This is a genomic window from Aromatoleum aromaticum EbN1 (genome assembly GCF_000025965.1).
Lineage (GTDB): Bacteria > Pseudomonadota > Gammaproteobacteria > Burkholderiales > Rhodocyclaceae > Aromatoleum > Aromatoleum aromaticum.
Genome location: NC_006513.1, coordinates 4,103,521 through 4,116,436, shown reverse-complemented (window position 1 = coordinate 4,116,436; position 12,916 = coordinate 4,103,521). Strand labels below are relative to the sequence as shown.

General features: G+C 69.0%; 11 protein-coding genes. 7 read left to right on the top strand and 4 right to left on the bottom strand.

Going from position 1 to position 12,916, the window contains the following annotated elements; translation table 11 throughout:
- Nucleotides 1-50 precede the first annotated feature (50 nt).
- Nucleotides 51-1,232 (top strand): glycosyltransferase family 4 protein, encoded by a 1,182-nt coding sequence (locus EBN1_RS19580; RefSeq protein ID WP_157866657.1) that lies wholly within the window; start codon nt 51-53, stop codon nt 1,230-1,232.
- Entirely contained in the window at nt 1,210-1,758 is a 549-nt protein-coding gene (locus EBN1_RS19575) for a phosphatase PAP2 family protein (protein WP_041647685.1), read from the top strand. Before EBN1_RS19580 ends, EBN1_RS19575 begins: the two co-directional genes overlap by 23 nt.
- Here EBN1_RS19575 and EBN1_RS19570 read toward each other — a convergent pair.
- From EBN1_RS19570 to EBN1_RS19555, 4 genes are read right to left on the bottom strand one after another with little or no spacing between them, the layout of a single operon-like run.
- Nucleotides 1,677-2,498: a DUF2334 domain-containing protein gene (locus EBN1_RS19570; RefSeq protein ID WP_241762776.1), complete on the bottom strand. Its 822-nt coding sequence runs from the start codon at nt 2,496-2,498 to the stop codon at nt 1,677-1,679. The genes EBN1_RS19575 and EBN1_RS19570 overlap by 82 nt on opposite strands.
- Nucleotides 2,499-2,524: 26 nt before the next feature.
- Nucleotides 2,525-3,631, bottom strand: a complete 1,107-nt coding sequence (locus EBN1_RS19565) for a glycosyltransferase (protein WP_011239722.1) — start codon at nt 3,629-3,631, stop codon at nt 2,525-2,527.
- Nucleotides 3,632-3,686: 55 nt separating this feature from the next.
- A complete protein-coding gene (locus EBN1_RS19560) occupies nt 3,687-4,262 on the bottom strand; it encodes a hypothetical protein (RefSeq protein ID WP_011239721.1) in 576 nt (191 codons plus the stop codon).
- A gap of 15 nt (nt 4,263-4,277) precedes the next feature.
- Nucleotides 4,278-5,720, bottom strand: a complete 1,443-nt coding sequence (locus EBN1_RS19555) for an RNA polymerase factor sigma-54 (protein ID WP_011239720.1) — start codon at nt 5,718-5,720, stop codon at nt 4,278-4,280.
- Nucleotides 5,721-6,143: 423 nt separating this feature from the next.
- On the opposite strand from EBN1_RS19555, the gene EBN1_RS19550 reads away from it, so the two are divergent.
- From EBN1_RS19550 to EBN1_RS19530, 5 genes are all read left to right on the top strand, one after another.
- Nucleotides 6,144-6,830: a DUF4142 domain-containing protein gene (locus tag EBN1_RS19550; protein WP_011239719.1), complete on the top strand. Its 687-nt coding sequence runs from the start codon at nt 6,144-6,146 to the stop codon at nt 6,828-6,830.
- A 128-nt stretch (nt 6,831-6,958) separates the two neighbouring features.
- Nucleotides 6,959-8,080, top strand: coding sequence for a mechanosensitive ion channel family protein (locus EBN1_RS19545; protein ID WP_011239718.1), 1,122 nt, complete (start codon nt 6,959-6,961; stop codon nt 8,078-8,080).
- Nucleotides 8,081-8,171: 91 nt separating this feature from the next.
- The gene (gene glgX, locus EBN1_RS19540) at nt 8,172-10,475 is read left to right on the top strand and encodes a glycogen debranching protein GlgX (protein WP_011239717.1); all 2,304 of its coding nucleotides are present in this window, start codon (nt 8,172-8,174) and stop codon (nt 10,473-10,475) included.
- Nucleotides 10,459-11,604 (top strand): DNA topoisomerase IB, encoded by a 1,146-nt coding sequence (locus EBN1_RS19535; RefSeq protein WP_011239716.1) that lies wholly within the window; start codon nt 10,459-10,461, stop codon nt 11,602-11,604. The genes glgX and EBN1_RS19535 overlap by 17 nt, the downstream gene beginning before the upstream one ends.
- A 3-nt stretch (nt 11,605-11,607) precedes the next feature.
- Nucleotides 11,608-12,822 (top strand): glucose-1-phosphate adenylyltransferase, encoded by a 1,215-nt coding sequence (locus tag EBN1_RS19530; RefSeq protein WP_011239715.1) that lies wholly within the window; start codon nt 11,608-11,610, stop codon nt 12,820-12,822.
- The last annotated feature ends 94 nt before the right edge of the window (nt 12,823-12,916 follow it).

Below are 12,916 nucleotides of genomic sequence, written 5' to 3'. Positions count from 1 at the left end.
TTCCGTGCCGGACGAGCGGGAGCGCCACGCCGCCGTCGAGGAGAATGCGAATGAAAACAGCACTGTCGATCGCGCTGGTCACCGAAACCTATCCTCCGGAGCTCAACGGCGTCGCCTTGACCGTCGAACGGGCGTTGCATCACCTGCTCGAACGCGGCCATCGCGTCGGCCTGGTGCGTCCGCGGCAGGCGGCCGATCGCGTCGGCATGCCGGCAGCGACGATTCCGGCCGATACGCTGTGCGTGCGCGGACTGCCGCTGCCGCGCTATCCGGCCCTGCAGCTGGGGCTGCCGGCGCCACTGCAGTTGCTGCGGCACTGGCGGCAGACCCGCCCGGATGTCGTGCATGTCGTCACCGAAGGCCCGCTCGGCTGGTCCGCGCTGTTCGCGGCGCGCCAGCTCGGCATTCCGGTGACGAGCGATTACCGCACGCATTTCCAGAAATACAGCGGCTATTACCGCCTGGGGCATCTCGCACAAGTCATCGACGCGACGCTGCGCAGCTTTCACAACCGTACCGACCTGACTTTCGTCGCGACCGCTGCGCTGGCCGACGAGCTGCGCGGCTGCGGCTACCGCCATCTCGCGTGCGTCGGCCGCGGTGTCGACACGGACCTCTTTTCCGCCCGCCGGCGCCGCGCCGCGCTGCGGGCGAGCTGGGGAGTGGGAGCGGGGCAGCTGGCGGTGCTCCATGTCGGCCGCCTGGCGCCCGAGAAGAATCCCGCCGTCGTGCTCGAGGCGTTTCGCGCCGTGCGCCGAGCCCATCCCGGCGCACGGCTCGTGTGGGTCGGCGAAGGCCCGCTGCGCGGGCAGCTCGAGCGTGACGCAGTCGACCAGGTTTTCGCCGGAGTGCAGCGCGGCGTCGCGCTCGCCGAGCATTTCGCGTCGGCCGACCTGTTCCTGTTTCCGAGCCTGACCGAGACGTTCGGCAACGTCACGCTCGAAGCGATGGCGAGCGGGCTGCCGATCGTCGCCTACGACCTCGGCGCCGCGCGTGAACACCTCGTCGACGGAGTCTGCGCGCGCGTGCTGCCGCCCGCCGGTGCCGAAGGCTTCATCGAAGCGGCGTGCGCCCTGGCGGGGGACGGCGAGGCGCGCCGGGCGTTCGGCGCCGCGGCCCGGCAGGTTGCCGAGCAGCTCGCGTGGCCGCGCATCCTCGACCGCTTCGAAGCCCACCTTGCCGCACAGGTCGCTCGCAATGTTCCCGCCGGTGACGTCGCAACGGTGGCCTGAGCGGGTCGATCGCCTGCTGGCGCTGGACTGCGCCTGCGTGGTCGCCCTCAATCGCGTGCTGGCGCACCGCCGCTGCACGCAGTGGGCGCGGTGGGTCAGCCGGCTCGGCGACGGCGAATCGTGGGTCGTGCTGGTTGTCGCGCTGGCGGTGCTGCAGGGGCCGCTCGGGGCGCGTTGTGCGTTGCACCTGATCGCGGTGGGCGCCGCCGGACTGATGCTGTACCTGCTGATCAAGCGCCGCGCGTGCCGCCCGCGGCCGTACGTCCGGCTGCAGGGGCTGCACCTGTGCACGCTGCCGCTCGACGAGTTCAGCTTCCCGTCCGGCCATACGCTCCATGCGGTTGCGTTCGCGGTCGTCGTGTCGGCCTATTTCCCTGCGCTGGGCGTGGTGCTGGTGCTCTTCGCGGTGCTGACCGGAATTGTGCGCGTCGTGCTCGGCCTGCATTACCCGAGTGACGTGCTCGCGGGTGTCGCCGTGGGAGGCGCGGTCGCGGCGCTGTCGCTGGTGGTCATGCCGCCGATCTGAGGCGCGCCCGGTGCCAGCGCCGCACCGAGCGCGTTCGCAAACCCGATTTTCGTCATCGCGACACGTTCGCGCAGCAGCTTTTCGAGGAGCCGCTGCGCCTGGAGCACGACGGCCGGATGGAGCGCGTCGTCCGGGTGCAGTGCGAGGCGCGCGAGCAGGGCGCCGCGCTGCGTCAGGCCCGCGTTGCGCGCCAGCGACAGCGCCCGGCGCCAGCGGCTGCGCGTGCTATAGACGATGCACGGCGCGGCCACCGCGCGCCGCGGTTGCAACAGGTGGAAGTGCCGGTGCGTCGTCGTGTAGGTGAAGGCCGAATCGTGGAGTGCCTGCCAGGCGCCGGCACCGAGCAGCCACGCCGGCGCGACGAAGCCGTACAGCGGCCAGCCGGCGTGGCGGAACCACGCTTCGCCAGCGCGTAGCCGAGCCGACGCCTCGTCGCGCCCCAGCGCGGCGAATTCGCCTTCCCCGCAGGTCAGTACGCGGCGCCGCAGCCAGCCGCGCGGCGATCCTGGCGCCGGCGCGTCGTCGAGATGGAAAAAGCCGTGCAGCGCCAGTTCGTCGCCGGCTTCAAAGCGTGCTGCGAGCGCTGCGCGATACCAAGGCGGCAGCCCGTCTCCGCGCCGGTGGTAGTCCGGCACGACCAGCAGGGTATGCGGCACGGGGGCGACCTGCGCGAGCGCTGCGAGCAAGGTCTCGCAACGGCTCCAGGTCGGCGGCGCGACGTCATGGAGCGAAACGCACACAGCCGCGCGGACAGGCGCGATGTCACTCAACATGTCACGGTGTGGGTCGCTTGGCCGCACAGCGCGGCGTAACGCGCGACGATTTCCGGCATCACGCGCTGCCAGTCGTGGCGCTGTGCGCGACGGCGAGCAGCGAGCCGCAGCGGTGCGAGGTCGCGCGCCAGAATGGCGCTGACCGCGTCGGCCATCGCGGCGCCGCGCGGCACTTCCGGGGGTACCGCTGCGCCGACTTCGTCATCGACGAGTTCGGCCAGCGCTGCGGCGCGCACCGCCACGACCGGGACGCCGCAGGCCATCGCCTCGAGCGCGGCGAGGCCGAACGTTTCCTGGTCACCGGCGTGGACGAACACGTCGCAGTTTGCGATCAGGCTGGCGAGCCGCGGCGTGTCGCCGATGAACGGCACGACGCGCACGTCAGGCCGCGAAGCTGCCGGCCCGCTGCCGACCAGCACCAGCACGTGTCCCGGCCCGAGCCGGTCGAGAGCGGCGTACAGGTCGGGCAGGTTCTTTTCAGGGGCGAAGCGGCCGACGAAAACCAGCAGCCTGTCGCCTGCTCGCACGCCGAGGCGCATGCGCCAGGCATCGTCGCGGCGCTCCGGGCGGAATACCGCAGTGTCGACGCCGAGCGGCTGCCGATGGACGCGCCCGACGCCGAGCGCGCGCAGGCGCTCGACCATGCACGTGCTCGGCGCGAGGACTGCGTCGAACTGCGAGTACAGCCGGCGCACATACGCTTCGGCGAGCCGCTCGGCGGGCGCGCCGCCGAGCTTGCGCGCGAGGCGGGGCAGATCGGAGTGATAGAAGCCGGTGACCGGCACGCCGAGTGCCTGGCCTGCGTCGAGCGCCGCCCACGCGAGATGGTAGGGATCGCCGGCCTCGATGATGTCGGGGCGCAGCGAGAGCAGTGCCCGCACTGCGGGTTGCGTCGCGATCGGCAGGCGGTAGCCGTGCGAGAACGGCAGCGGCACGCTCGGGATTTCCATGACCCATTCGCCCGCCGCCGCTCGGCTCGGCAGCACGAGCGAATGACGGTATTGCGCCCGCGCCTGCAGCCAGCGCCGTTTTTCCTGCAGGTAGCGGCGGATGCCGCCACTTTGCGGGGCATAGAACATCGTCACGTCGCAAACGTGCATCGCCGTGCTCCGGACTCGGCGGGCCGGCGGAAATCGAAATCGCCGCCGCTGTCGCTCACGCTCCGGCTGCCTGCCCCGGCGGCGTCGCGCGGTACAGGATTTCGACCGGGCGGCGCGGATCGTAGTCCTGCCAGTCGCCTTCCGCCCACGTCCCGGTCGCGCGTTCGATCTGCCGCGCGCCGCAGTCGGTGAGAACCGACACCGCGACGGCCTCGCTGCCGGGGCGGTCGACGCGCACGCACAGCACCGGTCCGGCCGGCGGCTCGGCCGGGTGCTCGACGCTGGCCTGTTCGGGATGCGCCGAGTGGGTGCGGCCCAGGGCACCCGCGAGCGATCCGACGTAGGCTCCGACGCCGGCACCGGCCAAGGCGCCGATCGGTCCGCCGATGCTGCCGAGGGCCAGCCCCGCGGCGCCGCCGATCAGTGCGGTGGTCGCTGCGCCCTTGCCGGCCTCGCTCGCACCCTCGTCGCTGGCGGAATCCCCGCCGAAGCGCCGCAGGCCGTGCTGGCCCGGCGGATTCAGGTAGTACGACGAGTATTCGTCAGCGGCGAAGTCCCGCGCAGCGATTGCCGCCCCGGCCTGTTCGAGCTGTTCGGCCTGCTCAAAATGGCCAATGATGATCGACGACATTTGACGTTCTCCGTTTCAGGCATTGCCAACGACGCCGACCGGCATTACTGGCCGCTGCGCCACGCGCCGCAACTCGACGCTCGGTACCCGCATCAGCGTGCGGTACTTGGTCACCGTGCGCCGCGCGAGTCGCAGCCCCTGCTCGGCAAGAAGCCGCGCGAGTTGGGCGTCCGACAGCGGGTGCAGCGGATCTTCGGCGGCGATCAGCTCCTTGAGCAGCGCACGGATCGCCATCGCCGAGCACGTGCCGCCGTCGTCGGTGGCGAGCTGGCGCGAGAAGAAATACTTGAACTCGAACAGGCCGCGCGGCGTCGCCATGTACTTGCCGTTGGTCACGCGGCAGACCGTCGATTCGTGCAGCTTCAGCTCGCTCGCGATGTCCTTCAACGCGAGCGGCTTCATCGCGACTTCGCCGTAGCTGAAGAACACGCGCTGGTGCGCGACGATCGCGTTCGCGACGCGCTGGATCGTGCTGAAACGCTGCTCGACGTTGCGCAACAGCCAGCGCGCCTCCTGCAGCAGGCGGTGGAACGATGCGTCGCCCGAGCTGCGTCCGGCGGCGATCTCGGCATAGGCGCGGTTCAGGCGCACGTTCGGCTGCACCGCCGGGTTGAGCGTCGCGACCCAGCGCCCGCGGACCTGCCTGACGATGATGTCGGGCACGACGTAGCGGGTGTTGTCGGGTGCGAATGTGCGCCCCGGGCGCGGGTCGAGGGTGCGGATCAGCGCGCGCGCCGTGTGCAGCGCGGTTTCGTTGCAACCGAGGAGCTGCTGCAGACGGGGAAATTCGCGGTGTGCGAGCAGCTCGAGGTGGTCGGCGACGATCGCCAGCGCGATGTCGCGCCCGACGGTTTCGGAGTCGAGCGCTTGCAGTTGCAGCAGCAGGCACTCCTGCAGCGATCGCGCGCCGATGCCGGCCGGCTCCAGCTGCTGCACGTAGCGCAGTGCGGCGCCGAGCTCGCGCACATCGACGTGTTCCTCGGGGAGGATCATCTCGGCAAGCTCTTCGAGCGGCGTTTCCAGGTAGCCGGCGTCGGTCAGCTCGTCGACGATCATGTGCGCGAGAGTGCGGTCACGCTCGCTCATCGGCGACAGCAGCAACTGGGTGCGCAGGTTCTCGCGCAGGCTCACCGGCGCTTCGGTCCATTCGGTCCAGTCGTTTTCGTCTCCGTGCGACTGCGTCTGGCGCCGTTCGTCATAAGCGGGCACGGGGATGGGCTCCTCCGGCTCTCGCGCCGTTTCGTCGCCCTCGGCAGTGGACAAAGGCGTGGTTTCGCGTGATTCCGTCGGCATTGCCGGAGCTTCGTTCTCGTCCTCGAGGAAGGGGTTCGTCGAAACGGCCTGCTCGACCTCCTGGGCGAATTCCAGCGACGAGAGCTGAAGAAGACGAAGCGCCTGCTGGATCTGGGGCGTTATCGCCAGGTGCTGGCGCAAACGAAGTTCCATTCCAAGACTCATGGGATCTCCTGCTGGCTGGGAAAAAATGCGCCTTTTTCCGCCCGGCGCTCGCCGCTTTCACAGCAAAAACCGTGCCGAGCAGTCCAGGTTTCGTCGTACCGCTGCCTGGGGACGCCGGCCGACCCGCCAGCGCACTTCTCGCACGCACGTTTTACATTCCGGGAGTAAGAATTGCCTCGCTGCGGCCCGGCCAGCGAACCGGCCGGCGGAGCCGGTTCTGCGCGGCTGCAAGACCGCGTCGCGCAACGCGAATACTGCCCGATATGGGCGATGCTTTCTGCGCCTCCTCAACGGCGGGCACGCGAAATGCAGCATTGCTGCTGCTCTGCCAGGCGTGGACCGCCCCGTGCATGAGCGTTCACGGCCTTAGGGCCCGCCACGGCGGCCGCAACGGCCGGATCCGGAATAACGACAGGAGGTCCCATGGAAAAAAGTCGAATTCAAGCCCGAGCGAAGATCCTGGCGCTCGCCGCCGGTCTGGTAGTGGGCGTGGCAGCGTGCGATCAGGCGGACGAAGTTCCGCCGCCGAATCCGACCGACACCCCGAACGTTCCGGAACCCGTGAACCCCGCGACCGTGCCGAGCCCGACGCCGACGCCGACGCCTCCGCCGGACGGGACAGCCGGCACCGCGCCGGCGCCTGGGGAGGCCACTGCCGGACCGATCGCCGGAGTCGACCGTTCGTTCATTTCCGAAGCGATGTCGCGCGGACTCGCCGAAGTCGAGGCCAGCCGGCTCGCGACGACGAAGGCGGCCGATCCGAAGGTGAAGTCTTTCGCCGAGAAGTTGCAGAAGGACCATACCGAAGCCAACGCGAAGCTGCAGAGCCTTGCCACGAGCAAGGGCATGACGGTGAGCACGACGATCGATCCCGCGGTCCAGGGCAAGCTCGACGAGCTCGAGAAACTGTCGGGTGCGGAGTTCGACCGCGCGTATCTCGAAAACTTCGGCGCGAGCGCGCACCAGGAGACGATCACGCTGTTCGAACGCCAGGCGCGGGACGGGCAGGACCCGGACCTGAAGGCGTTCGCCGAAGAGACGCTGGGCGTGCTGCGCAGCCACCTCGAACTGGCGCAGCAACTGCAGCCGGCCGGCGCGGCGGCGCAGTGAGAACGGTGAGCGCATCCCGCTCGGCCTTCGTGTGAAGGGCCGATGAGTTGCACAGGGGTCGTTGAATCGCATGGGGGCGGCTGGACGCGCGGCCCAGCCGCCATGCCGGTCGCTCGGGGGAGGCGGCGATGAGAGATGTGCTGGCGAGCCATCCATGGATCGCTGTGACTTTGCAAATCGTCGGCGCGGCGTTGGTTGGCCTGGCGCTGCACTTCGTGCTGCACGTCGTCGCCCGTCGTGCGGCAGCGCGTTTCGTGCTTGCGGAGCGGATCGTCGCGTATACGCGGCGCCCGTCGCAGTTCCTGATTCCGCTGCTGCTGGTTCATCTTTCACTCGCCGACGCGCCGCTGCCGGCCGGGTTCCTCATCGGCCTGCGCCAGGCGCTGTCGATCGCCATCATTCTGCTGGTGACGGTTTTCGTCGTGCGGCTCATCGCGGCCGTGGCCGACGTCATCGTCACGCGTCACCCGACCACCGCGGCGGACAACCTGCGCGCGCGCAGCGTGCAGACGCAGGTGCGGGTGCTCGCGCGCATCGCGATGTTCATCGTTGGCGTCCTCGGCGCCGGCTCGGTGCTGATGACGTTTCCGAACGTGCGCCAGCTCGGCGCGAGCCTGCTCGCATCGGCGGGCCTCGCCGGCATCATCGCCGGCTTTGCCGCGCGCCCGGTGCTCGGCAACCTGATCGCCGGCCTGCAGATCGCCCTGACACAGCCGATCCGCATCGACGACGTGCTGATCGTCGAGAACGAATGGGGGCGCGTCGAGGAAATTACCGAGACCTACGTCGTCGTGCGCATCTGGGACGACCGGCGGTTGATCGTGCCGCTCGAGTATTTCATCCAGCATCCGTTCCAGAACTGGACGCGCCAGACGTCGGACCTCATCGGTTCGGTGTTCCTGTGGGTGGACTTCCGCATGCCGATGCCGCCGCTGCGCGAGGAGCTCCAGCGCATCGTCGAGGCCGCGCCCGAATGGGACCAGCGCGTGTGCGTGCTGCAGGTCACCGACGTCTCGGATCGGGCGATGCAGCTGCGCGTGCTCGTCAGCACCGCCGATGCGGGAAACGGCTGGGAGTTGCGCTGCAAGGTCCGCGAGCAGCTGATCGCGTACATGCAGCAGGACTATCCGCAGTATCTGCCCCAGCTGCGCACGGTGCTGCTGCGCGACGCGGAGGCGGGCGAGCCCGCAGCGGTGCGCGTCGGCATGCCGGAAGGCCCGGCGGTGCGCGAGGAGCCGATCACGCCATGAACCGCCGTCTCCTCCCGGTGCTGCGACAACGGCACTTCAACGGGCTATCCCAACGATCGGCAGCATCGACCGCGAGCAGCGAGGTGGCGCGATGATGGGCGGACTGATGCACGGCTTTCTCGCTTCGATGAAGGAGGGGTTGCCGTATCCGCTCGGCGCCACCTGGGATGGGGAAGGCGTCAACTTCGCGCTGTTTTCCGCGCACGCGACGCGCGTCGAGCTGTGCCTGTTCGACGACAGCGGGCGCATCGAAGTCACGCGCGTCGATCTGCCCGAGTTCACCGACGAAATCTGGCACGGTTACCTTCCCGGCGCCGGGCCGGGTCTCGTCTACGGCTACCGCGTGCACGGACCGTACGTGCCCGAGCAGGGACACCGCTTCAACCCGCACAAGCTGCTGCTCGACCCGTACGCGCGCGAAGTCGTCGGCCGGCTCAGGTGGGGGTCGGCGCTGTTCGCATACGAGTTGCGCGGCAAGAAACCGGGCCACGGCTTCGACAAGCGCGACAGCGCCCCCTTCATGCTCAAGGCGCGCGTCGTGGCCCCCGCCCCGGAATTGCCGCTGCCGGGGCGCCCGCGCGTGCCGTGGGAGCGCACCGTCTTCTACGAAGCGCACGTGCGCGGCCTGACACGGCTGCATCCGGCGGTGCTAGCGCGGCTGCGCGGCAGCTTCGCCGGGCTCGGGTCGCCGGTGATCATCGAGCACCTGAAGTCGCTCGGCGTGACCTCGGTCGAGCTGCTGCCGATCCACCTGTTCGTCGACGACACGCATCTCACCGAAAAAGGGCTGCGCAACTACTGGGGCTACAACTCGCTCGGCTTCTTCACGCCCGATCCGCGCTATCTCGCCGGACGTGCGGTCGTCGAGTTCCGCGACATGGTCGCCCGCCTGCACGACGCCGACCTCGAGGTGATTCTCGATGTCGTCTACAACCACACTGCCGAAGGCAACGAGCTCGGCCCGACATTCTCGTTCAAGGGTCTCGACAATGTGTCGTACTACCGCCTGAACCCGGACGAGCCGTGCTACTACATCAACGACACCGGCACTGGCAACACGTTGGACGTGAACCATCCGCGCGTGCTGCAGATGGTGCTCGACAGCCTGCGCTACTGGGTGCTGCAGATGGGCGTCGACGGCTTTCGCTTCGACCTGGCGACGATCCTCGGCCGCGAGGCGCACGGCTTCGATCCCGGCAGCGGTTTCTTCGATGCCTGCCGCCAGGACCCGGTGCTGAACCGCATCAAGCTGATCGGCGAACCGTGGGACTGCGGCCCCGGCGGTTACCAGCTCGGCGCTTTCCCGCCGGGCTGGGGCGAGTGGAACGACAGCTTCCGCGACGCCGTGCGCTCGTTCTGGAAAGGCGACGAGGGGCGCGCGCCGGAACTGGCGACGCGGCTGTCGGCCTCGGCGGACCGCTTCAACCGCCGTGGCCGGCGGCCGTGGGCGAGCATCAACTTCATCACCGCGCACGACGGTTTCACGCTGCACGACCTGGTTTCCTACAACGACAAGCACAACGAGGCCAACGGCGAGGACAACAACGACGGCCACGACGACAACCGTTCGTGGAACTGCGGCGCCGAAGGGCCGACCGACGATCCGGACATCATTGAGCTGCGCGAGCGGCAAAAGCGCAACCTCCTCGCCACGCTGCTGTTCGCGCACGGCACGCCGATGCTGCTCGCCGGCGACGAGTTCGGCCGCACGCAGCGCGGCAACAACAACGCTTACTGCCAGGACAACGACATCAGCTGGGCGAACTGGGAGGAGATCGACGCGCGAGGCGAGCGCCTGTTGGCGTTCGCGCGCCACCTGCTGGTGCTGCGCGATGCCCTGCCGGTGCTGCGCCCCGGGCGTTTCTCGACCGGCGAGATGCATCCGGTGCATGAGGTGCGCGACGTCGCGTGGCTGACCCCGGCCGGCGCCGAGCTGGAAGAAAAGGAGTGGGCCGATCCGCAGATGCGCTGCTTCGGCATGCTCGCGGACGGCCGCGCCCAGCACACGGTGGTGCCGCATCCGGGCAGCGACGTCATCGTGTTGCTGGTCGTCAACGCCGGACACGAGGCGGTCGAATGGACGCTGCCGCACGTGCGCGGCGCCGGGCACTGGACGCGCCTCGTCAACACCGAATCTCCGGACGATCCGGCGTTTCCCGCGTTCGTCGCCGGCCACCGTGTCCCGCTCGGTGCGCGCTCGCTGCTGCTGTTCGCGGCCGCGGCGGACAAGCCTTCGGCGATCTTCATCGACGGGCTGCTCGTCGGCCTGACGGCACGCGGCACGAGGTCACGCCTGCAGGTCGATGAGACCGACGGGGACGGGGCAGGGGACGGGCAAGGGGGCGGTCAAGGGGGCGGTCAAGGGCAAGGGGGCGGCGATGCCCAACCGGACTGAAGTGCTCCAGGCGAGCTATCTGCGCCGCATCCCGCTCGATGAAGGCGGGTTCCGTTATGCCCGGCCGGACGGCACGGCGTATCGCGACGCCGAAGGGCTGGCGCGCATCGCATCGCTCGCGGTGCCGCCGGCCTACACCGACGTGTTCGTCAGCCCGGACGCGGACGATGAGCTGCAGGCGTTCGGACGCGACGCGCGCGGGCGCCTGCAGTACCGCTATCACTCCGACTTCGTGCAGAACAACGCGATGCGCAAATGGCGCCGGCTGGCCCGCTTCGCCGCCGCGCTGCCGAGGCTGCGTGAAGTCACGACTGCCGACCTGCGCCTGTCCGGGATGCCGCGCCGCAAGGTTCTCGCGTTGCTGACGCGGCTGCTCGACCGCGTGCATTTCCGCGTCGGCAGCACGAGCTACCTGCGCCAGTACCGCAGTTACGGGCTGACGACGCTGCGCAAGCGGCACGTGCGCCTGGAAGGCCACCGCATCGTTTTCTCGTATCGCGGCAAGCACGGCGTGCACCAGTACCGGGAACTGCGCGACCGCAGCCTCGCCGCCAGCATCGCACGCCTGCTCGCGCTGCCCGGCAGCGCGCTGTTCCAGTACGAGGACGAGCCCGGCACCCTGCGCGCGGTGCAGGCGACCGATCTGAACGCGTATCTGCGCGAGGCTATCGGTCCTTTCACCGCGAAGGATTTCCGCACTTGGGGCGGAACGCTGCGCGCAGCCGAATTCCTCGCCGCGGCGGGTCCGGCCGACAGCGAACGCGCGGCGTCGCGGGTGCTCGTCGATTGCGTCAAGTCGGTGGCGGCGGAACTGGGCAACACCGCGGCGGTGACGCGCTCGAGCTACATCTGTCCGGTGATCTTCGACCGCTATCTTGGCGGCGAGGTGCTCGACGACTACGTCCCCGAGGTCGAGGCTGCGGACGACGGCGTATGCGGCCTGTCGCGCAACGAGCTCGCGCTGCGCCGCTTGCTCGAAAGCCGCCTGCGCGCGCCGCGGCGCGCTGTCCGGGCGAGGCCCGCGCCAAGCCCGTCCGGCTCGGCGGGCCGTGGTGCCGCCCCGTGCGGCTGCGCTCCCATTTCCTTGTCCGCGGTGCTTGCGCCGCGGCATGTGCTTGAGTGGAGGTGAATCATGATTGCCGGCAAATCAGTGCTTGCGTTCGTCATGGCCGGTGGGGAAGGTAGCCGCCTGCACCCGCTGACGGCGGAGCGGTCGAAACCGTCGGTGCCTTTCAACGGACGCCACCGCATCGTCGATTTCGTGCTGTCGAACCTCGTCAACTCCGAGATCTATTCGATCTACCTGCTGGTGCAGTACAAGTCCCAATCGCTGATCGAACATACCCGGCGTGCGTGGGTCATGAGTCCGCTGCTTCCGCACCACTTTGTCACGGTCGTGCCGCCGCAGATGCAGCACGGGCCGGAGTGGTTCCAGGGGACCGCGGATTCGGTGTACCAGAACCTGCACCTCGTCGAGCTGGTGAAGCCGGATCTCGTCGTCGTGTTCGGCGCGGACCATGTATATCGCATGGATCTGCGCCAGATGATCGAATTCCACATTGCGACGCAGGCCGACGCGACGGTCGCGGCGCTTCCCGTGCCGCTCGAGCACACGAGTTCGTTCGGCATCATCCGCACCGACAGCGCCGGGCGCATCCGCGATTTCCGCGAGAAGCCGGAATCGGCCGAGCCGATGCCCGGGCGGCCGGGCCACGCGCTGGCGTCGATGGGCAACTACGTGTTTTCCGCGGATCTCCTCGTCGACGCGCTGAGGCGCGCGCATTCGCGAGGAGGCCACGATTTCGGCAAGAACCTGCTGCCGGCGATGGCCGAGCGCAACCGCGTGATGGCGTACGACTTCACGACGAACCGCATGCGCGGCATCCGCGACTACGAGGAGCCGGCGTACTGGCGCGACGTCGGCACGATCGATGCGTATTACGACGCCAACTTCGACACGCTCGGCGAATTTCCGAAATTCTGCATGTCGAATCCGCACTGGCCGATCTACGCGAACCCGGACCAGACCGAGGCCGCCCAGGTCCATGACGGACACATCCGCACTGCGTCGCTCGGCGCCGGGGTGGTGATCCGCCGCGCAGTCATCGAGCGCTCGCTGCTGCGTCGCGAAGTCGTCGTCGAGGAGGGGGCCGAGGTGGTCGATTCGATCATCATGGACCGCTCGGTCATCGGCAAGGGCGCGCGGGTGCGTCGCGCGATCATCGACCAGTACAACTTCGTTCCCCCCGGCATGAAGATCGGCTACGACCCCGAAGCCGACCGCCAGCGTTTCCACATCAGCGAATCCGGCGTCGTCGTCGTCGGCAAGGGACAGCTCAAGCCATGAACATGCATTATCGCGATACCGGGATCCCCGCCCGAAAATCCCCGGAGCTGGAATACGGTGGCCTCCGTCCGGGGCGGCCATCGCACCATGGGCC